Source organism: Pseudoponticoccus marisrubri (assembly GCF_001482405.1).
GTDB lineage: Bacteria > Pseudomonadota > Alphaproteobacteria > Rhodobacterales > Rhodobacteraceae > Pseudoponticoccus > Pseudoponticoccus marisrubri.
Map to the genome: position 1 here is coordinate 243,459 of NZ_LPXO01000003.1, position 21,168 is coordinate 264,626.

General features: G+C 68.8%; 17 protein-coding genes. 12 read left to right on the forward strand and 5 right to left on the reverse strand.

Annotation, left to right across the window (positions count from 1 at the left end; genetic code table 11):
* Positions 1-16: 16 nt before the first annotated feature.
* Genes AVJ23_RS07190 through AVJ23_RS07205 form a run of 4 tightly spaced genes read right to left on the reverse strand, consistent with a single transcriptional unit; the run spans position 17 to position 3,823 of the window.
* Entirely contained in the window at positions 17-811 is a 795-nt protein-coding gene (locus AVJ23_RS07190; RefSeq protein ID WP_058861483.1) for an NAD-dependent epimerase/dehydratase family protein, read from the reverse strand.
* Positions 808-1,722 (reverse strand): alpha/beta hydrolase family protein, encoded by a 915-nt coding sequence (locus AVJ23_RS07195; RefSeq protein WP_058861484.1) that lies wholly within the window; start codon positions 1,720-1,722, stop codon positions 808-810. Before AVJ23_RS07195 ends, AVJ23_RS07190 begins: the two co-directional genes overlap by 4 nt.
* A complete protein-coding gene (locus tag AVJ23_RS07200) occupies positions 1,722-2,900 on the reverse strand; it encodes a mandelate racemase/muconate lactonizing enzyme family protein (protein WP_058861485.1) in 1,179 nt (392 codons plus the stop codon). Before AVJ23_RS07200 ends, AVJ23_RS07195 begins: the two co-directional genes overlap by 1 nt.
* A gap of 44 nt (positions 2,901-2,944) precedes the next feature.
* Positions 2,945-3,823: an SMP-30/gluconolactonase/LRE family protein gene (locus AVJ23_RS07205; RefSeq protein ID WP_157772637.1), complete on the reverse strand. Its 879-nt coding sequence runs from the start codon at positions 3,821-3,823 to the stop codon at positions 2,945-2,947.
* 181 nt (positions 3,824-4,004) lie between these two features.
* Here AVJ23_RS07205 and AVJ23_RS07210 point away from each other — a divergent pair, with 181 nt between their 5' ends.
* The 12 genes from AVJ23_RS07210 to AVJ23_RS07265 all read left to right on the forward strand — a co-directional run bounded on the left by AVJ23_RS07210 (position 4,005) and on the right by AVJ23_RS07265 (position 20,437).
* Entirely contained in the window at positions 4,005-5,930 is a 1,926-nt protein-coding gene (locus tag AVJ23_RS07210) for an ABC transporter substrate-binding protein (RefSeq protein WP_058861487.1), read from the forward strand.
* Positions 5,931-6,054: 124 nt separating this feature from the next.
* On the forward strand, positions 6,055-7,041 hold the full coding sequence (locus AVJ23_RS07215) for an ABC transporter permease (RefSeq protein ID WP_058861488.1): 987 nt from the start codon (positions 6,055-6,057) through the stop codon (positions 7,039-7,041).
* Positions 7,034-8,230 (forward strand): ABC transporter permease, encoded by a 1,197-nt coding sequence (locus tag AVJ23_RS07220; RefSeq protein WP_084794356.1) that lies wholly within the window; start codon positions 7,034-7,036, stop codon positions 8,228-8,230. Before AVJ23_RS07215 ends, AVJ23_RS07220 begins: the two co-directional genes overlap by 8 nt.
* A 39-nt stretch (positions 8,231-8,269) precedes the next feature.
* Positions 8,270-9,961 (forward strand): ABC transporter ATP-binding protein, encoded by a 1,692-nt coding sequence (locus tag AVJ23_RS07225; protein WP_058861489.1) that lies wholly within the window; start codon positions 8,270-8,272, stop codon positions 9,959-9,961.
* The gene (locus tag AVJ23_RS07230; RefSeq protein WP_058861490.1) at positions 9,958-11,160 is read left to right on the forward strand and encodes a mandelate racemase/muconate lactonizing enzyme family protein; all 1,203 of its coding nucleotides are present in this window, start codon (positions 9,958-9,960) and stop codon (positions 11,158-11,160) included. The genes AVJ23_RS07225 and AVJ23_RS07230 overlap by 4 nt, the downstream gene beginning before the upstream one ends.
* The gene (locus AVJ23_RS07235; RefSeq protein WP_058861491.1) at positions 11,157-12,089 is read left to right on the forward strand and encodes an alpha/beta hydrolase; all 933 of its coding nucleotides are present in this window, start codon (positions 11,157-11,159) and stop codon (positions 12,087-12,089) included. Before AVJ23_RS07230 ends, AVJ23_RS07235 begins: the two co-directional genes overlap by 4 nt.
* The gene (locus AVJ23_RS07240; RefSeq protein ID WP_058861492.1) at positions 12,086-13,234 is read left to right on the forward strand and encodes an enolase C-terminal domain-like protein; all 1,149 of its coding nucleotides are present in this window, start codon (positions 12,086-12,088) and stop codon (positions 13,232-13,234) included. The genes AVJ23_RS07235 and AVJ23_RS07240 overlap by 4 nt, the downstream gene beginning before the upstream one ends.
* 65 nt (positions 13,235-13,299) lie before the next feature.
* Positions 13,300-14,544 carry an enolase C-terminal domain-like protein gene (locus AVJ23_RS07245; RefSeq protein WP_058861493.1) on the forward strand — a complete coding sequence of 415 codons (1,245 nt, stop codon included), beginning with the start codon at positions 13,300-13,302 and terminating at the stop codon, positions 14,542-14,544.
* Positions 14,545-14,558: 14 nt separating this feature from the next.
* Positions 14,559-16,073, forward strand: coding sequence for a galactarate dehydratase (gene garD, locus AVJ23_RS07250; protein WP_205626839.1), 1,515 nt, complete (start codon positions 14,559-14,561; stop codon positions 16,071-16,073).
* Positions 16,074-16,115: 42 nt separating this feature from the next.
* Positions 16,116-16,841: a FadR/GntR family transcriptional regulator gene (locus AVJ23_RS07255; RefSeq protein ID WP_205626840.1), complete on the forward strand. Its 726-nt coding sequence runs from the start codon at positions 16,116-16,118 to the stop codon at positions 16,839-16,841.
* Between the two features lie 36 nt (positions 16,842-16,877).
* On the forward strand, positions 16,878-18,035 hold the full coding sequence (locus AVJ23_RS07260) for an RsmB/NOP family class I SAM-dependent RNA methyltransferase (RefSeq protein ID WP_058861495.1): 1,158 nt from the start codon (positions 16,878-16,880) through the stop codon (positions 18,033-18,035).
* Positions 18,036-18,190: 155 nt separating this feature from the next.
* A complete protein-coding gene (locus AVJ23_RS07265) occupies positions 18,191-20,437 on the forward strand; it encodes an ATP-binding response regulator (protein WP_058861496.1) in 2,247 nt (748 codons plus the stop codon).
* Between the two features lie 42 nt (positions 20,438-20,479).
* On the opposite strand, the gene AVJ23_RS07270 is transcribed toward AVJ23_RS07265, so the two are convergent.
* Positions 20,480-21,070: a hypothetical protein gene (locus AVJ23_RS07270; RefSeq protein ID WP_058861497.1), complete on the reverse strand. Its 591-nt coding sequence runs from the start codon at positions 21,068-21,070 to the stop codon at positions 20,480-20,482.
* Positions 21,071-21,168: the final 98 nt, after the last annotated feature.

A 21,168-nucleotide genomic window follows, 5' to 3' on the forward strand; every position in this document is an offset into this window, starting at 1 on the left:
GCCTCGTATCGGTCGGTCAGGATTCGTGGATCGGCTCGACGGTGAAGCCACCGCCTTGGTAGACGGCGTTCGGGTCGTCGCGGCCGGGTTTCTCCTGCGTTCGGTCCAGCTCGGCGCGGAAGCTCTCGGCATTGTCCTGCGGCTGCCAGCCCAGCCAGTCGACCTGGCCGTTGTCCCAGAAACTGCTGCTGTTGGCCGAGGCGCCGTAGATCACCGGGCAGCCCAGCCGCGGCACGTCGAAGACCCGCTCGATCAGGCGCACGAAATCGTCCTGCGACAGCCAGGTCGACAGCATGCGATGGTTCTTGGGGGCCGGAAAGCACGAGCCGATCCGCACGATCGCGGTCTCCTGTCCGAACTTGTCGTGATAGGCGCTGGCGATCGCCTCGCCAAAGACCTTGGACACGCCATACAGCCCGTCGGGCCGCGGCGGCACGGTGTTGTCGATGCGCTGGTCCTGCCTGTAGAAGCCGATCGCGTGGTTCGACGAGGCGAAGACGATGCGCGGGTGGCCGTGCTTGCGCGCTGCCTCGTAGAGGTTGAAGACCCCGTCGATATTGGCGTTGCGGATCACGTCCCATGTGCCCTCGACGCTCTTGCCGCCGAAATGCACGATGCCGTCGCAGCCCGCGACGATGTTCTCGACCGCTTCCTTGTCGCCCAGGTCGCAGGGCATGATCTCTTCGTTGGGGCCGGGGGCGCCCATGTCGCCCTGGTCCGACAGGCGGATCGTGTCGGCCATGTGGGCCAGCCGCGTGCGCATGACGCTGCCAAGGCCGCCGGCGGCGCCGGTGATGAGTAGACGCTTCATGAAATCGCTCCCAGTCGTGTGGTGGTGTCGGGAAAGGCCCGGTGGGCGAGGAAGTCCAGCAGCCGGCCCCGCGTGCCCGGGGCCTCGCCGTGATGGGCCAGTTCTGTCGCGTGGATCTCCAGCGCGCCCTGCGGGCCATAGGCGGCGCGCAGACGCTCCAGCGCCGGGCGGACCGCCTCGGGCGGGCAGAGCCGGTCCCCCAGGTTGACGCCCACGTAGTGCGGGCGTGGCGCGACCAACGCGGCCACGTCGCCGATCTCGGCCTGTTGCAGCAGGCCCGGCACGGTCAGGTAGAGCCCGTGGCGGTCATGCGCACCGTTGGCGATCATCGGACCCATGTCGGCGAGGATCGAGTGATGCGCCGCGGCGGCGAGGCGCTTGTCCAGCGCGGCCAGCCAGAAGGCCAGCGCGCCGCCCATGGAGACGCCGAACGCGGCGATGCGGGCAGCGTCGACCCTCGGATGCGCGGCCAGCCAGGACAGGGCCTGCTGCTGCTCGGCCAGCATCCGGCCGAAGAGCGGGCGGCCCTGCCAGAGCCCGGCCTTGGCCAGCGCGTCCAGCGGGCCCTCGGCCCGGCGGCTGCCGAAGCCCGGCATGTCGATGCACAGCACCGCCACGCCGCTCGCGGCCAGATCGGGGCCGATCGGCCCATCGGTCCAGCGCGCGCCGGCCATCATCTCGCGCCGGCCGAGGTCGAACTCGCCGCCATGCGCATGGCAGTAGAGCAGTGCCGGAAAGCCCCCGGGCGGCGGCGGGGTTTCGAGCCACAGCAGGCTGGCGGGCAGGGGGCCCAGCATCAGCTCCTGCACCGTGCCGGCCTCGACCCGGCGCTCGGCGCGCAGCGCGGCGGTCGGGGCCGGGCCTGGGACGGGCAGGGCCAGCCCCTTGCGCAGGCGGGTGGCGAGATCCATCAGCAATACCCCGTCGAGCCGTCGGGCCGGATGGGCAGCTTGCGCTCCCAATGCACGTAGCGGTCAGTCTGCAGGTAGTCCTCGTCGATCTCGACGCCCCAGCCGGGGCGGTCGGGGCGCAGCTGCAGGTGGCCGTCCACCGGCAGGTAGGGATCCTTGACATAGCGCGTGCCGCCATCGTCGGGCTGCATCCCGTCGCCGTTATAGGCCGCGCCATGCGGCAGGCGGTATTCAAGGATCTTGAAATTGGGGCAGGCGGCGGCGAAATGCAGGTTCACGGCGGTGGCCAGCGGCCCCATGGGGTTGTGCGGCGCCACGGGGACGTAGAACGCCTCGGCCAGCGCGGCGATCTTGCGCATCTCCAGCAGCCCGCCCACGACGCAGATGTCGGGCTGCACGATATCGGCGCCGCCGGCCTGCAGCAGGCGCAGGAACTCGAAGCGGGAATAGAGGCTCTCGCCCGTCGCCAGCGGCACCGAGAGCTGGGCTTTCAGCGCGCCCCAGGCCTCGATATTCTCGGGGCGCATAGGTTCCTCGTAGAACAGCGGATGGTGCGGGGCCAGCACGTTGCCCAGCTGCGCCGCCTGCCACGGCTCGAACAGCTTGGCATGCGCGTCATAGGCGAACTCGAACTCCGGGCAGATCGCGTGCAGCACCTCGACCCAGTCGCCCGTGGCCTTCAGCACGCGGCCCCAGGGCTCGGCATGGATGTCGGCGCGGAAGGGCGACAGTTTGAAGGCGGTGAAGCCATGGGCCTCGTGCTGGACCTTGCAGAAATCGCGCACCTCTTCCGGCTCGGGCGCGGAATAGACGCCCAGGTAGACCCGCACCCGGTCGCGCACGGAGCCGCCCAGCAGCTGGTAGACCGGCACGTCCAGCGCCTTGGCCGAGATGTCCCACAGCGCGTGGTCGATCGCCGAGATCGCCGCCAGCCCCAGCGCGCCGGGCGGAAAGCGCTGCAATTGCAGAAGCTTCAGCAGGATGCGCTCGATCCGGCGGGGATCCTCGTCAGCGATCTGGCCAAACAGATAATCGAGCAGCGGCGGCAGGGCGCGGTCGGGGCCGTGATTGTAGCACTCGCCCCAGCCGGTGATCCCGGCATCGGTGTCCAGCGCCACGATCACCCGCGGGCGGTCGCGGTCGCGGGTCATGTAGCTGCGCAGGCCGGTCAATCTCATCGGTGAAAATCCATCTGTCGTCTGCCCGTCGGGCGATAGGAGGCTCAGCCGCCGAAGCGCCATTGCGGCACGCCCTGCGCGCCGGTGCCGGTGATCGCGAACAGCCCGCCCGCCTGCGGCTGCGCCGCCAGGTCGGCGCCCGCGCCGATCGAGGTCAGGTACAGCGTCTTGAGGTCGGGGCCGCCGAACATCGGCTTGGAAGGGCGCTCGACCGGCACGTCGATGGTCATGTCCAGCTTGCCGTCGGGCGTGATGCGGTAGACCTGCCCGCCCGAGACGCCGGCCATCCAGTAGCACCCATCGGCATCCACCGTGCCGCCATCGGGGCGGCCCTTGACCGACCGGGTGTCGAAAAAGACCCGCTCGCCATGCGGGGTGCCGGTGTCGAGGTCGTAATCGGCGGCCCAGACCGTGCGCACCGCGGCGTTGGAATCCGAGTAGTACATGATCGTGCCGTCGGGCGAGAAGGCCTGCCCGTTGGTGGTGTAGATCCCGTCCTTCCACGGCGTGACGTTGAAATCTGTGTCCAGCCGGTAGAAGCGGCCCATCGGCTCGGGCTCCCCCCCATCCTTCATCGTGCCGGCCCAGAAGCGGCCGCGCGCATCGGTTGTGCCGTCGTTGAAGCGGTTCTCGGGCAGGTGCGCCTCGGGGTCTGACAACGGCTCACGCCTGCCGCTGTCCCAATCGTAGAGCCAAAAGCCCGACTTGCAGGCCAGCACCATGCCGCCGGTCTCGCGCAGGGCAAGGCATCCGACAGGCTCGCCGAATTCCTGTGAGGTGTTCTCTCCACTGGCGGGGTCGAAGCGGTGAAGCAGCCCGGCCGGGATGTCCAGCCACCACAATACGCCCGCGCGCTCGTCCCAGATGGCGCCTTCGCCGACCTGGCTGTGACTGTCCACAACGCATTGAATTTCGAGTGCCATGACATGTGTCTCCCGACCGGTGTGCATTCTGCCTCCCGCCTATGGGAGGGGCTGCACGCGGTCAAGTCATCATACGAATTTACGTACCTGTCATATTAATAGATTGACAGCTTGGCAACAGCAATGTCACGACTATGGGCACGGCCCCCGGAGGAGGGGGGACGCAACAGGGAGGAACACCATGTCATTCATGACGCGGATCATGCGTCCGGTCTCGGCGATGGCGGTCTGTGTGGCGCTTGCGCCCCTCGGCGCCTGGGCCTACGAGCAGGCGCCGATGCTGGACGACGCGGTCGCCGCGGGCGAGCTGCCCCCGGTGGACGAACGCCTGCCGGCCCAACCGGAAGTCATCACACCACTGGAAAGCGTGGGCAATTACGGCGGCACGATCCGCCGGGTGCTGGGCGGCTCGAACGACCACAACTCGATCCTGCGCTTCGTGGGGCCGCAGGGGCTGACGCGCTGGAAGCCGGATTTCTCGGGCGTGGTGCCCAACGTGGCCGAAAGCTGGACCACCAGCGAGGACGGCTCGGAATTCACCTTCAAGCTGCGCGAGGGGATGAAGTGGTCGGACGGCACGCCCTTCACCGCCGATGACATCATGTTCTTCGTCGAGGACCTGCTGCACAACGAGGAGTTCTATCCCAACGCGCCCGCGCGCTTCGTTGTCGACGGCGAGCCGATGACCGCCGAGAAGGTCGACGATCACACCGTGACGCTGAAATTCGCCGCGCCCTACGGCACCTTCCTGACCGAGCTGGCCACGCCCTTGGCACAGGAGCCGGTGCTCTGGGCCAAGCATTTCTGCCAGCAATACCACCCCAAGTACAACGAGAACGTGCAGGAGCTGGTGGACGCGACCGAGGCGGTCGAGGACTGGCCCAGCCTGTTCCGGCTGAACTGCGGCGAGGTCGAGGCACCCAACCGCTGGGGCAATCCCGACCGCCCGACGCTGGATCCGTGGGTCGTCACCGAGGATGCCTATACCGCCGGCGCAACGCAGGTGGTGATGGAGCGCAACCCCTATTTCTGGCAGGTCGACACCGAGGGCAACCAGCTGCCCTATGTCGACACGCTGGAGATGAGCGTGGCGCAGGACAACCAGACGCTGGTGCTCGAGGCGATCGCGGGCAATATCGACATGCAGCGCCGCCGGATCTCGAACCTCGCCAACAAGCCGGTCTTTGCCGAGAACGCCGAGAAGGCGAATATCGAGATCCTCGACATGATCAACTCGAACTCGAACAAGATGGCGATCCATTTCAACCACACGCACAAGGACCCGGTCATGCGTGAGGTGATCCGCAACAAGGACGTGCGCGTGGCGCTCAGCCTTGGCATCGACCGCGAGGAGATCATCGACATCGTCTATCTCGGCCAGGGCGAGCCGTGGCAGATCGGTCCGCGCCCGACCCATCCGCTCTACAACGAGCAGCTGGGCCGCCAGCACACCGAGTACGATCCCGACCGCGCCAACGAGTTGCTGGACGCTGCCGGGCTGAGCGAGCGCGACGACGAGGGCTATCGCCTTCTGCCCGACGGGCGCCGCTTCACCTTCAACGTCCAGTATACCGGCATCGAGGAGCCGGACTGGGGTGACGCGCTGGAAATCATCCGCGAGCAGTGGGAAGAGATCGGCGTCGAGCTGACCTCGAGCTCGGTCGAGCGGTCGATCTACTACAGCCGCGGCGAGGCCAACGAGCATGACTTCATGGTCTGGGGCGCACCCGGCGGGCTGGACCCGACGCTGAGCCCGCGCGACGTGCTGGCGGTGCATCCGCAGGCCAGCTGGTTCGCCATTCCCTGGACGCGCTGGTACCTGTCCGGCGGCGAGCAGGGCGAGGAGCCGACCGAGAGCATGAAGCAGCGGCTGGCGCTCTACGAGGACTTCAAGAAGGAGGCCGACCAGGACAAGGCGCTGGATATCTTCCGCCAGATCCACCAGATCGCCGCGGAGGAGTTCGAGATCATCGGCGTGACGCTGGCCCCGAACCTGGTGGGCGTGGTCAAGACCAACCTGCGCAACGTGCCGCGCGCGATGCCGTCCTCGTGGATGTATCCCGACCCGGCGCCGACCCTGCCGCAGACCTACTACTGGGAAGAGTGATCCCGGTTGTGCGGGGCGGCCTGTCCGCCCCGCGCCCGAACGCCGCGCCGCATGGCCCGGCGCAGGGGGACCCGGGTCGGCGCGCCGACCGGTCCCGCCCCTTCGACACACAGGGCTCAATCACATGATCTGGCGGTTCATCCTCAAGCGCATCCTCTGGATGGTGCCATTCCTCTTCGCGGTCTCGGTGGTGGCCTTCCTGCTGATCCAGGCCCCGCCCGGAGACTACCTGACCACCTACATCGCCAAGCTGGGCGAATCCAACGAGGTGCTGGATCAGGCCTCGGTCGAGAACCTGCGCGCGCGCTTCGGGCTCGATCAGCCGCTCTACGTCCAGTATTTCAAATGGGTGGGCAACCTCGTGCAGGGCGATTTCGGCATGTCCTTCGAATGGCGCCAGCCGGTCTCGGACCTTGTCTGGGGGCGCATGGCGCTGACGCTGATGCTGTCCTTCGCCACGCTGCTCTTCACCTGGGCGGTGGCCTTCCCGATCGGCGTCTACTCGGCCGTGCGCAAGTACTCGGTCGGCGACTACATCGCCACCACGATCGGCTTCATCGGGTTGGCCACGCCGAATTTCCTGCTGGCGCTGATCCTGATGTATGTGGGCGTGGTGCATTTCGGCAGCGACGTGGGCGGGCTCTTCTCGAACGAATATGCCAACGCGCCCTGGTCCTGGGGCAAATTCGTCGACCTGATGCAGCACCTGTGGCTGCCGGTGGTGGTGCTGGGCACCTCGGCCACGGCCAGCCTGATCCGCATCATGCGCGCCAACCTGCTGGACGAGTTGAACAAGCCCTATGTCGACACCGCCCGCGCCAAGGGCCTGTCCGAGTTCTGGCTGATCATGAAATACCCCGTCCGGGTGGCGCTGAACCCGTTCATCTCGACCATCGGCTGGGTGCTGCCCAACCTCGTCTCGGGCGCCGTGGTCACCGCCATCGTGCTGTCTCTGCCCACCGCCGGCCCGCTGATGCTGCAGGCGCTGCTGTCCCAGGACATGTACCTCGCCGGCGCCTTCGTGCTGCTGCTGTCCTCGCTGACCGTGATCGGCATGCTGATTTCCGACATCCTTCTCGTGCTGCTCGATCCGAGGGTCCGCTATGAGTAAAGCCACCGAGACCGACGCGCTGGACGACCCGCAGTCGCGCGAGTTGCCGGCGGATGCGCATTACCATGACGCGCCCGCGCTGGAGGCCGACGAGCGGCCCGACCGCGTCGCCATCGCCTCGCAATGGCAGCTGATCTGGTGGAGCTTCCGGCGCCACAAGCTGGCCATGGTGGGGCTCTGGGTGATCGGGCTGCTGTATTTCGTGGCGCTCTTCGCCGAGTTCATCGCGCCCAACGATCCCACCCAGCAGAACCGCCGCGCGGTCTATCACCCGCCGCAGATGGTGCGCTTTCTCGACATCCGCGAGGATGGCTGGTCGATCCGCCCCTTCGTCTACGAGATGGACCGCCAGCGCGATCCCGAGACGCTGGCCATCTCCTACGTGCCCTCGGGCGACAAGATTTACCTGCGGCTGTTCGGGCGCGGCGAGGAGTACAAGTTCTGGGGCCTGTGGGAGACCGACATCCACCTGCTGGCCACGGTCAAGCCGCGTGACAATTTCTTCATCTTCGGCGCCGACCGGCTGGGCCGGGACATGTTCAGCCGGGTGATGTACGGCACGCGGATCTCGATGTCGATCGGGCTGGTGGGCGTGGCGATCAGCCTGGTGCTGGGGATCACGCTGGGTGGGCTGTCGGGCTATTACGGGGGCCGCGTCGACGCGGTGATCCAGCGCCTGATCGAGTTCGTGCTGTCGCTGCCCACGATCCCGATCTGGCTGGCGCTGGCCGCGGCGCTGCCGCCCTCCTGGCCGATCTACCAGCAGTATTTCGTCATCACCCTGATCGTGTCGCTGGTCGGCTGGACCGAGCTGGGCCGGGTGGTGCGCGGGCGCTTCCTGGCGATGAAGAACGAGGATTTCGTGATCGCCGCCCGGCTCGACGGGGCCAGCGAACGGCGGATCATCTTCCGCCACATGCTGCCCTCGCTGACCAGCCACATCATCGCCTCGCTGACGCTGGCGATCCCGCTGATGATCCTGGCCGAGACCTCGCTGTCCTTCCTCGGGCTGGGCCTGCAGCCGCCGGCGATTTCCTGGGGGGTGCTGCTGAAGGAGGCGCAGAACATCCTGACCATCAGCCAGGCGCCGTGGCTGTTCATCCCCGGCGCCTTCGTGGTGGTGGCGGTGCTGGCCTTCAACTTCCTCGGAGACGGCATGCGCGACGCGGCCGATCCCTATGAGCACTGAGCGCGGACGGGCCGGGCGCCCGCAGACAGGAGAGCGCAGATGACCGACCATCCCATCCTGACCGTCGACCGGCTCAATGTGGGGTTCGCCTCGCGGCAGGGCGTCATGGACGTGCTGCACGGCGTCTCGTTCGAGCTGCATCGCGGCCGCACCACCTGCATCGTGGGCGAAAGCGGCTCGGGCAAATCGGTGACTGCGCGGACCATCCTGAACATGGTCCCGCGTCCCGGCATCATCAATGGCGGGCGCATCCTGTTCGACCCCGAGGGCACTGGCCGGCCCACCGTGCTGACCGATCTCGACCCGCGCGGCCGCGAGATCCGCGCCATCCGCGGCGGGCGCATCGGCATGATCTTCCAAGAGCCCATGTCCTCGCTCAGCCCGGTGCACACGATCGGCAACCAGATCGTCGAAGCGGTGCGCCTGCACCGCGACTGCTCCAAGGCCGAGGCGCGCGAGATCGCCCGCGACATGCTGGAACAGGTCGAGATCCCGCAGCCCGAGAAGGCGCTCGACAAATACGCTTTCGAGTATTCCGGCGGCATGCGGCAACGCGCGATGATCGCCATGGCGCTGTCCTGCCACCCGGATGTGCTGATCGCCGACGAGCCGACCACCGCGCTGGACGTGACCACGCAGGCCGAGATCCTCGACCTGATGCGCAAGCTGCAGGACGAGCTGCACATGGCGATCATGTTCATCACCCATGACATGGGCGTGGTGGCCGAGATCGCCGACCAGGTCGTGGTGATGGAGAAGGGCCACGTGGTCGAGCAGGGCGGGGTCGAGCAGATCTTCACCGCCCCCCGGCACCGCTATACCCGCAAGCTTCTGGGCGCGGTCAAACGGCTGGAAGAGCCCGCGACCGAGAAACGCCGCCCGGCCAAGGCGGCGGGCCCGGTGCTGAAGGTACAGGATCTCGCGCTGCATTTCGAGAAGCGCGAGGGCTTCCTGCAGCGCGTCACCGACACGGTGCGCGCGGTGGACGGCGTCTCCTTCACCCTGCACGAGGGCGAGGCGCTTGGCATCGTCGGCGAAAGCGGCTCGGGCAAGACCACCGTGGGGCGCTGCATCGCACGGGTCTACGACCCGCAGGGCGGCGTGATGGACTATCGCGGGCAGGACCTTATGGCGGCCGAGGGCGCGCGGCTGCGCGAGAGCCGCCGCGAGGTGCGGATGATCTTCCAGGACCCGTTCGCCTCGCTCAACCCGCGCATGACCGTCAAGCAGCTGATCGCCGAGCCGCTGATCGTGAACGGGCTGGCCAGCGGGCAGGCGCTCGAGGACCGGGTGGCGAAGCTGCTGACCGATGTGGGGCTCGATCCCGGCATGATGGAGCGCTACCCGCATGCCTTCTCGGGCGGGCAGCGCCAGCGCATCGTGGTGGCGCGCGCCATCGCGCTCGACCCCAAGGTGGTGATCGCGGACGAGCCGACCTCGGCGCTGGATGTCTCGATCCGCACGCAGGTGCTGGACCTTCTGCTCAAGCTGCAGGCCGATCTGGGGCTCAGCTTCATCTTCATCAGCCATGACATGGCGGTGATCCGCTATTTCTGCGACCGGGTAGCGGTGATGTTCCGCGGCCGGATCGTCGAGATCGGCGAGACAGAGCAGATCATCACCGACCCGCAGCACCCCTATACCAGGGCGCTGCTCTCCTCGGTGCCGATCGCCGATCCGACCCTGCGCGGCACGCGGACCCGCCACCGCTACCACCCGGAGACGGCATGAGGATCACCGGCGTCACCACCTACCTGATGCAGGCGGGCGCGCGGCCCGACCTGATGCGCGCCAAGGGGGCGGACGCGGATTTCCGCGGCTCGCGCAACTGGCTGTTCCTCGAGATCGAGACCGATGCGGGCGTGACGGGGGTGGGCGAATGCTCCGGCTGGCCCCGCGTGGTCGAGACCGCGGTGCAGGACCTGTCGCATGTGCTGATCGGGCAGGATCCGGCGCGGATCGACCGGCTCTGGGCGCAGTGCTACCGCGCGATCATGGGGCACGGGCTGACCGGCACGGTGGGCTCGGGCGCGCTGTCGGGGATCGAAATGGCGCTGTGGGACATCAAGGGCAAGGTGCTGGGCCAGCCGGTCTGGCAGCTGCTGGGCGGCGCGATCCGCGACCGCATCCCCTGCTACGGCCATGCCCATACCGAGGACGAGGCGCGCTGGCTGCAGGGGCTGGGCTATACCGCGCTCAAGACGCCCTTCACCGGGATCGTCGATCTCGACCGGGTGGCGCGGCTGCGCGACGCGGTGGGGCCCGAGTTGGACATCGCCGTCGATGCGCACGGGCCCTCCTGGATGACACCATCGGACGCGATCCTGGTGGGGCGCGAGCTGGAGGCGTTCGACCTGCTGTTCTACGAGGACCCGGTATCGCCCGAGAATCTCGACATGCTGGCGCGGGTGCGCGACGCGGTCGCCGTGCCGCTGGCCGCGGGCGAGCGGGTGGGCACGCTGCATGGCTGCCGGCCCCATATCGAGCGCGACCTGGTCGACGTGATCCAGCCCGATACCGGCCGCGCCGGCGGGATCACTCAGATGCGCAAGATCGCCGCCATGGCCGAGGCGCATGGCATCATGCTGGCGCCGCATTCGGGCTCGCTGGGGCCGGTGGCGGAGTTTGCCGCGCTGCACGTGATGGCCACCGTGCCGAACGCACTGCTGCTGGAGCGGATCGAGGATGACTGGCCGGGCCGCTACGAGGTGGTGACGCCGGTGCTCAAGATCGAGGGGGGCGCGCTGGCCCTGCCCATGGCGCCCGGGCTGGGCGTCGAACTGGTGCACGAGGCGATCGCCCGTTTTCCCGCGATCCGCAACGTGGCCAGCGGGCCGCCCGATGACGGCAAGGCCTACGTGCCGGGCACGGCGGAGGAGGCGGTGCATGTCCAGACCCGCCGGTCCCGGGCGCGGAGCCTGCGGCCATGAGCGGGCTGGCGGAAGGGATGCGGGAGGCGATGCAGGTGGCCGAGGGCTTCGCCGATCCGGACGCGGCGGCGGATTTCTGGGCGGTCGGGTCTGTCGATGCCGAGACCTGCAACCTGGTCTATCCCGGCGCCGATGGGGTGGACCGCGCGGCCCGTCTCTACCGGCGCGCCAAATTTCGTGAACGAAATTTGCAAATTCCGTCCACGGAATTTGTCCCGGCGGAGGGGGCGCTGCTGTTGTTCATCCATGGCGGCGGCTGGACCGGTGGCTCCATCGCGTTGAACGAAAGGGCGTGCCGGGCCCTGGCGGTGCAAAGCGGCGCGACGGTGATCAGCCTGTCCTACCGGCTTGCGCCGGCGCACCCGTTTCCCGCGGCGCTCGAGGACATACGCGCCGGGCTGCACTGGCTCCTGCGGGGGGGCGCCGGCGTCGCGGCCGGGCGGATCGCGCTCGCCGGCGCCTCGGCGGGGGGCAACCTGGCGCTGGCCACGGCCCTGTCTGCGCCGGAGGTGCCACTCGCCGCGCTGCTGCTGTTCTACCCGGTCACGGATGACGATTTCGACAGCGACAGCTACCGGCGCCATGCCGAGGGGTTCGGGCTGACGCGTGCGCGGATGCAGGCGCTCTTTGCGGCCTATGATCCCGGCGGGCGGCACCGACAGGATCCGCGCGTCGTGCCGCTGCGGGGCGACCTGTCGCGCCTGCCGCCCGTGGGCCTTTTCGCGGCCGAGCGCGACGTGCTCGCCGATGACAGTCGCAAGCTGGCCGCGGCGCTGGCCGCTGCCGGCGTGCCACATCACCTGCACGTGGAGCCGGGTGTGACCCACGGCTTCATCAATCGCGGCCGGCTGATTCCGGCGGCCGATGCCTGCCTGTCCCGCGCCGCGCGCTGGCTGGCGCAGACCCTTCAGACAGAGAGCGTTTCATGAAGATCGAGACCATCACCGCCACGCGCTTCACCCATAGCACCAACACGGTGCGCGACAGCGACGGCCACGGCCATCCCGGCCCCGAAAGCCAGACCACCAGCGCGCTTCTGACCATCACCTGCGAAGATGGCAGCGCCGGTCACGTGATCTGCCGCCCCGACGAGGTGCGCGAGGCGCTGCTGGAGCGCTATGTGCGGCCCAACCTGGTCGGGCAGGATCCGCTCTGCACCGAGGCGCTCTGGTACAAGGTCTACAAGTGGCAGCGGCTGTCGGGCGGGCAGCTGTCGGATCGCACGCTCAACGCCGTGGATCTCGCGCTCTGGGATCTCAAGGGCAAGCTCTGCGGCCAGCCGGTCTGGAAACTGCTGGGCGGCGCGCGGCCGAAGATCCTGGCCTATGGCTCGACCATGTGCGGCGACGATCTGGAAGACGGGCTGGCCACGCCCGCGGATTACGCCCGTTTCGCCGAATGGATGGTCAGGACCCGCGGCTACAAGGCGGTCAAGCTGCATGGCTGGATGCCGCCCATGCCCGGCGCGCCCGACCCGAAGAAGGATTACGCCGCCTGCGCCGCGGTGCGCGAAGCGGTCGGCCCCGACGTGCCGCTGATGCTGGACCCGCATCATTTCTATTCACGCACCGACACGCTCTGGCTGGCGCGCAAGCTGGCCACGCTGGACTTCCGCTGGATGGAGGAGCCGATGGAAGAGGCCTCCATGTCCTCCTACATCTGGCTGCGGCAGCGCTCGGACCTGCCGATCCTCGGGCCCGAGACCATGACCGGCAAGCACTGGACGCGCGCCGAATGGGTCAGACACGATGCCTGCGACATCGTGCGGGCGGGTGTGGCCGACATGGGCGGGATCACCCCCGCGATGAAGGCCGCGAACATGGCCGAGAGCTTTCACATGTCCTGCGAAATGCACGGCACCGGGGCGGGCAACCTCGCCGTGGCGCTGGCGATCCACAACACGAGCTTCTACGAGCGCGGGCTGCTGCACCCGTTCATCGATTATGACACGCCCAAGGCGTACCAGAACCGGATCGACGACGAGATGGATGCCGAGGGCTACGTGCATGGCCGCGACACGCCGGGGCTGGGGCAGGACCTGAACCTCGACTATATCGCCGCGCATGCGGTCTAGGGGCGCGCCACGCCGCGCCTGCCTTTCCCTTGTCGCGCCTCGCGCGACGCAACACCGGAGCCTCCATGACCGATCTGCGCATCGCCGATTGCCGCATCACGCCCATCGCCTTCTATGACCCGCCGTTGCTGAACAATGGCGGCTGCCACCAGCCCTTTGCCCTGCGCTCGGTCATCGAGGTGGAGACCGAGGACGGGGTGATCGGGCTGGGCGAGAGCTATGGCACGCGCAGCCTGATCGACGCGGTGGCGGCGCTGGCCCCCGATCTGCGCGGCATGGCAGTGACCGATCTCAACGGGCTCTGGGCGCGCGCGCGGACCCGGGTGCAGGGCGGCATGCCGGGTTACACGGGTGACGAGCGGCTGCTGCCGCGCGTGGTCTCGGCGGTCGAGGTCGCCATGTGGGACGCGCTCGGCAAGGCGACGGGGCAGCGCGTGGTCGATCTGCTGGGCGGGCAGGTGCGCGAGACGGTGCCCTTCTCGGCCTACCTCTTCTACAAGTTCGCCGGCCATGCCGGGCAGCCGGCGGATGACTGGGGCGAGGTGCTGAGCCCCGAGCGGCTGGTCGACGAGGCGCGGCGTTTCATCGAGACCCACGGCTTTCGCGCGATCAAGCTCAAGGCCGGGATCCTGCCGCCCGAGGAGGAGGTCGCCGGGCTGGAGGCGCTGCGCGCGGCCTTCCCCGAGGCGCCCCTGCGCATCGACCCCAATGGCGGCTGGCACGTGCACACCGCGCTGGACCTGCTGCCGCGGCTGGAGGGGCTGGTCGAGTATCTCGAGGATCCCACCGTGGGCATCGATGGCAACGCCGTGATCCAGGCCCGCACGGACGTGCCGCTGGCCACCAACATGTATGTCGTGGCGCAGTCCCACCTGCCGCCCAACATGGCGCAGGATGCCTTTCGCGTAATCCTGTCGGATCACCATTACTGGGGCGGGCTGAAGGCCAGCCGCGACCTGGCCGAGATCTGCCGGATCTGGGGGCTGGGCCTGTCGATGCATTCGAACTCGCATCTGGGCATCAGCCTTGCGGCAATGACGCATCTTGCAGCCGCCACGCCGAACCTGACCTATGATTGCGACACGCATTATCCTTGGCAGGTGGACGAGGTGGTCGAGGGCGGGCGCTTCGAATTCCGCGATGGCAGCCTCTCCGTGCCCGAGGGGCCGGGGCTGGGCGTGACGCTGGACCGCGACGCGCTGGCGCGGCTGCACCAGAACTACCTCGACTGCGGCTATACCCATCGCGACGACGAGAGCGAGATGCAGAAACATCAACCCGGCTGGCGCTTCCAGCGCCCGCGCTACTGAGAGGGGGACCCGAGGTGCAGGAAGTCATCGACCGGCCGCGGGTGATCCGCGTGCACCCGCAGGACAATGTGGCCATCGTGGTCAATGATGGCGGGTTGCGGGCGGGGGCGCGCATCCCGGACGGCCCGGTCCTGCCGGGCGCGGTGCCACAGGGCCACAAGCTGGCGCTGGTCGACCTTGCCGCGGGCGACCCGATCCGGCGCTACGGCGTGGTCATCGCACATGCAGCCCGCGACCTGCCCGCCGGCGCCTGGGTGAACGAGCACAACACCGTGCTGCCCGCGGCACCGGCGCTGGACGACCTGCCGCTGGCCACGGTCCGCGCGCCTCAAGCGCTGCCTGTCAGCGCCACGTTTCAGGGCTACCGCAATCCCGACGGCTCGGTCGGGACGCGCAACCTGCTGGCGGTGACGACCACGGTGCAATGCGTGGCGGGCGTGGTCGAGCACGCGGTGCGGCGCATCCGCGACGCGCTGCTGCCGCGCTATCCCAATGTCGACGGGGTGGTGGCGCTGGACCATGTCTATGGATGCGGCGTGGCGATCGACGCGCCCGACGCCGCCATCCCGATCCGCACGCTGGCCAATATCGCGCGCAACCCCAATTTCGGCGGCCGCGCTCTGGTGGTCAGCCTGGGCTGCGAAAAGCTGCAGCCCGCGCGGCTGGACCTGCCCGAGGCGGCACTGGTCACGCTGCAGGAGCAGGACGGGTTCGGCCCCATGCTCGACGCGATCCTGTCGGCGGCCGAGACGCAGCTAGAGGCGCTGAACGCACGGCGGCGCGAGACCTGCCCGGTCTCGGAGCTGGTGGTGGGGCTGCAATGCGGCGGCTCGGACGCGTTCTCGGGCGTGACGGCGAACCCGGCGCTGGGGCTGGCCGCCGACCGGATCGTGCGCGCCGGTGGCACGGTGCTGTTTTCCGAGAATACCGAGGTGCGCGACGGCATCGCCCAGCTGACCGCCCGGGCGGCGACCCCCGAGATCGCGCGCGAGATCATCCGCGAGCTGGATAGGTATGACGCCTATCTCGCCCGCGGCGGGGTGGACCGCTCGGCCAACACCACGCCGGGCAACAAGGCGGGCGGGCTGTCCAACATCGTCGAGAAGGCCATGGGCAGCATCGTCAAATCGGGCTCGGCCCCGATCGCGGGCGTGGTGCCGCTCGGGGCGCGGGCCGAGGGGCGGGGCCTGCTCTATGCCGCGACGCCCGCCAGCGACTTCATCTGCGGCACGCTGCAACTGGCGGCCGGCGCCACGGTGCATGTCTTCACCACCGGGCGCGGCACGCCCTACAGCCTCGAGGCGCTGCCCACGATCAAGGTCGCCACGCGCAGCGACCTTGCCCGGCGATGGCACGACCTGATGGACATCAATGCGGGAACGGTGGCGACGGGCGAGACATCGCTGGCGGAGATGGGCCGGCAGGTCTTCGATCACATCCTTGCCGTGGCCAGCGGCGCGCCCACATGGGGCGAGCGGCACCGGCTGCACAATGCGCTCGCGCTTTTCAATCCCGCCCCGGTCACCTAAGGCCGGGCGCGGCGGACAAGACCAAGAAGAAGGAGATCCGTGGTGGAGCCGACAAAGGTGAAGAGCGGCACGCTGGTGAACACCACCAGTGCGGCCCTGCGCAAACGCATCACCGACGGAGAATTCCCCGTGGGGGCGCGATTGCCCTCCGAGGTGCGGCTCTGCGAGGAATACGGAGTCAGCCGCACCGTGGTGCGCGAGGCCATCGCGGCGCTGCGCTCGGACGGGCTGGTGGAGCCGCGGCAGGGCTCGGGCGTCTTCGTGACCGCGCCCGAACCCGACGCGGCAGGGCTGCCCTTCACGGATGTGGATTACGACAAGATCTCATCGGTCATCGAGATGCTGGAGCTGCGCGCCGCGGTCGAGACGGAATGCGCGGCGCTGGCCGCGGTGCGCCGCTCGCCGGCCCAGGCCGAGCGGATCTCGGAATGCGCGCGCGACATCACCACCCGGGCGCGGGACGGCCAGTCCACGGCCGAGGCCGATCTGGACATGCACCTGGCCATTGCCGATGCCACCAACAATCCGCGCTTCCGCCAGTTCCTGACGATGCTGGGCGCCGGGGCGATCCCGCGCGCGGCGCTGCGCGCGCCGTCGCGGGCGCGCGTCTCGGACAGCTATATCCAGCTCATCGACGAGGAACACCGCCGCATCGTCGAGGCGATCATCGACCGGCAACCGGAAGAGGCCCGCGCCGCCATGCGCACCCATCTCGAAGGTGCGCAGAACCGCTATCGTGCGCTGTTGCGGCATGATGGCGAGGCATGACATGAGGGGGCGGCCACAGCAGGAGACCGCCCGCCCATGACCCCCGCCGCCCGCGTGCAGGCCGCCATCGAGATCGTCGAGACCATCCGCGCGGGCCAGCCGGCCGAGAAGGCGCTGACCAACTGGGCGCGCGGGGCGCGCTATGCCGGCTCCAAGGACCGCGCCGCGGTGCGCGACCACGTGTTCGACGTGGTGCGACGCTGGCGCAGCTCCGCCGCCCTGGGGGGCGGCGAGGGCGGGCGCGCCCGGCTGCTGGGCCTGCTGCGCGGGCAGGGGGTCGATCCCGACGGGCTCTTCACCGGCGCGTCGCACGCCCCGGCGCCGTTGACGCGCGAGGAACGCGCTGCCGGCAGCGCGCCGACCGGCGCCGAGGGCTGGGATCTGCCCGACTGGCTGGCCGACCGTTTCCGCGACAGCCTTGGCTCTGCCGCCGAAGAGACCGCGCTGGCGCTGCGCCACCGCGCCGATGTCTTTCTCAGGGTCAACCTGCTTCGCTCCGATCCTGCCAGCGCCCGCGCGCGGCTGAAGGAGGAGGGGATCACGACCGAGCCGCACCCGCTCTCCCCCACGGCCCTGCGCGTCACCAAGGGCGCCCGGGCCGTGGCCCGCAGCACGGCCTTTGCCGAGGGGCTGGTGGAGTTGCAGGACGTGGCCAGCCAGGCCGTCACCGATCTCTTGCCGCTGCGCCCGGGGCTGCGCGTGCTCGATTACTGCGCCGGCGGCGGGGGCAAGGCGCTGGCCATGGCCGCGCGCATGGGGGGCGGGCCGGTCGCGGTGCATGACGCCGATCCCGCCCGCATGTCCGACCTGCCGGCGCGCGCGGCACGCGCCGGGGCTCGGCTGAGCCCGGTGGCACGGCCCGAGCCGCCCTACGACCTGGTGCTCTGCGACGTGCCCTGTTCCGGCAGCGGCGCCTGGCGGCGCGCGCCCGAGGGCAAGTGGCGGCTGGACCCCGACGGGCTGGCCGGGCTGCTGCGAGTGCAGGCCGAGATCCTCGACACCTGCGCCGCCCTCGTGGGGCCCGGCGGCCGGCTGGCCTATGCCACCTGTTCCGTCCTGTCCCAGGAGAACGCGCAGCAGATCGACGGCTTCCGCAGCCGCCGCGCGGGGTGGCATGTCGAGGACCAACGCCAGTTCCTGCCCTCCGACGGCGGCGACGGGTTCTTCATCACTGTCTTGAAACGTGCGGACTAGGCGGTAGGATGCAACCTGAAGGTGATATTGGCATGGGTTAACCTGCAATTAAGGGGAAACCGGTGAAATACGGCCTGGCGACTCGCTAGCACACGGGGTTCGATTTGGTTTCTTCAGCGCATGGTGACCCCAGACGATGGCCGCGGCTGTCCCAGATGAGCGGGGCCTCGCTCCTGCTGGTGCTTGCCGTGGTCACGCTGATCGCCTCGCTGGTGGTTGAGGGGCATTCCATGCGCGTCGGCCTGCTGGCCGCAACCGGGGCCTTCGGCACCATGGCCGTGGGCTGGGCGCTTTATGAGATGGTGAGCCGCGGGCGCATCGCGCGCCGCACGGCGTTGCTGGGCGATCTCGTCGAGGATGACCCGGCGCTGTGCTTTCTCAGCGATGCCGACGGCGTGCTGCATTACGTCAATTGCGCCGCCCGGGCCCGCTTCTCGCCCGCGCCCAACGCCACGCTGGCCGACGTACTGCGCGACGTCTTTGCCAGCTCCGAGGGCGTGCTCTACCGGCTTTACACCAAGGCGCAGCTGCAAGGTTCGGCGCTGGAGGACATCACCAGCCATGCCGAAGGCTTCCGCGTCTTCGTGCGCGCCTTTTCGCCGGGGCTGGTCTTCTGGCGGCTCGAGCCCGAGACCCAGCGCCCCGGTGCGCGGCCCCGGGGCGACGTGCCGATCATCTCGCTGGGGCGGCATGGTGCGGTTCTATTTATGAACGCCGCCGCGCGCGAGTTGGTGGGCCAGCGCGCCAAGCGGCTGGAGGATGTCATCGCCGACCCGCCGCTGCGTTCGGGCGGGGTGCACCTGATGAACACGGCGCAAGGCACGCGGCGCGTGCTGGTCCAGACCGCCAATTCCGGCGCCGGGCGGGTCGAGGTCACCCTGTCGCCGATCGCCGACGAGACCGGCGGCAAGCTGTCGGTGGGCAGTTTCGACGAGCTGCCGGTGCCCTTGCTCAAGGTCGCGCCCGACGGCACGATCCTGCGCGCCAACCCCGAGGCGCGGCGCATGCTGGCGTTGGACCGCGGCGCCGGCGGCAACCTGGCCGAGTACATGGAGGGGCTGGGGCGCGCGCTCTCGGACTGGTTGCAGGAGGCCGCCAGCGGGCGCGGCCCGCACCGGTCGGAATTCCTGCGCCTGACCCGCGCCGACCAAGAGGTCTTCGTCCAGGTCACGCTGACCCGCATTGTCGAGGATGGCACGACCGCGCTCGTCGCCGTGCTGAACGACGCGACCGAGCTCAAGACGCTCGAGGCGCAGTTCGTGCAAAGCCAGAAGATGCAGGCGATCGGACAGCTGGCCGGCGGTGTCGCGCATGATTTCAACAACCTGCTGACTGCGATCTCGGGCCATTGCGACCTGCTGCTGCTGCGCCACGACCAGGGCGACCCGGACTACGGGGATCTCGTGCAGATCAATCAGAACGCGAACCGTGCCGCCGCGCTGGTCGGGCAGCTGCTGGCTTTCTCGCGCAAGCAGACCATGCAGCCCGAGGTGATGGACCTGCGCGATACGCTCTCGGACCTGACCCACCTGCTGAACCGGCTCGTGGGCGAGAAGGTGCGGCTGACGCTGCGCCATGACCCGGTCCTGCCACCGGTCCGCGGCGATCGCCGGCAGCTGGAGCAGGTGATGATGAACCTCGTGGTCAATGCGCGCGACGCCATGCCCGAGGGCGGCGAGATCGTGGTCGAGACCGAGCGCCGCGTCCTGCGCGAGGCGATGAAGCGCGACCGCGCCGTCGTCACGCCGGGCACCTATGTGGCGGTGCGGGTCAGCGACGAGGGCGTGGGCATCCCCTCGGACAAGCTGCAGAAAGTGTTCGAACCCTTCTTCACCACCAAGCGCACGGGCGAGGGTACGGGGCTGGGGCTGTCCACCGTCTACGGCATCGTCAAGCAGACCGGCGGCTTCATCTTCGTCGACAGCGTGGTCGGGCAGGGCACCTGTTTCACGCTGCTCTTCCCCGCGCATGAAGCCGCGGCAGAACTGGCCGCGCCCGAGGACCCTCCGCCCGCCGAAGAGCACCTGCCGCCCAGCGGCTCCGGCGTGGTGCTGCTGGTCGAGGACGAGGCGCCGGTGCGCGCCTTTGCCGCCCGCGCCCTGCGTCTGCGCGGCTACACGGTGATCGAGGCCGAGACGGCCGAGGACGCGCTGGACACGCTGGAGGATGACAAGCTGTCTGTCGATGTCTTCGTCACCGACGTGGTCATGCCCGGCATGGACGGGCCGACCTGGGTGCGCAAGGCGCGCGAGAAGCGGCCCGATACGCGGGTGGTCTTCGTCTCGGGCTATGCCGAGGACGCGTTCGGCGAGGGGTCCGAGACGATCCCGAACTCGGTCTTCCTGCCCAAGCCCTTCTCGCTGTCCGACCTGACCGAGACCGTGAACCGGCAATTGTCCTGACGCACTCGGCCCTTGCTGGCCGGTCTTCGCGTAGGGCGGCGCCTATTGCGCGCGCGCCCAGACCTCGAAATCCGCGGCGCATTTGCGGCGCAGCTTGGCCTCGGTCTCGGGCGACAGTTGCAGGTCACGCCCTGGCGAGACATTCTCGCGCGGCAGATCCAGTGTCAGCCCCAGCCGGTCCTCGAGAAACCCGATCAGGGCGGCCTGGTTCTCGTATTTGAACAGGTGGGTGACGGCGACGCCGTTGGGCCGCGGCTCGACGAATTTCGCCTGGCTGCCGACATTGGCATGGGGCGGACGTTCGCCGCGCGCATAGTCCAGGCAGAACGCGTCGAAATCCATGCCGCGGGTCGAGACCGGCTTGCCTTCGAGAAAACCGCGCTGGCGATAGCGATACCACGAGCCCAACCAACTGATCGGTTCGCGGATCACGGCCAGAAGCTCCATCTCGCCGCCGACCTTCTCGAACATCGGGCGGAAGAATCGGTTGTAGCGGTAGACGGGCGCGTGCTTGAGCTCGGGCGGGTCCGAGACGACCATCGAGGCGGCCGGGGCCAGCGCCCGCGCATAGGCCGATGTGCCGGTCTTCGGCACGGCCAGCATGACCAGCCTCTGCTTCCAGAATACCAGCATTTCATCCCCTTGAGGCCCGTCTCAACCTTCCTTTAACCATCCTGCGCCAAGCTGGGAAAGGAAAGATTTGACTTGAAATGTTCGCGGTTTGATCCCAT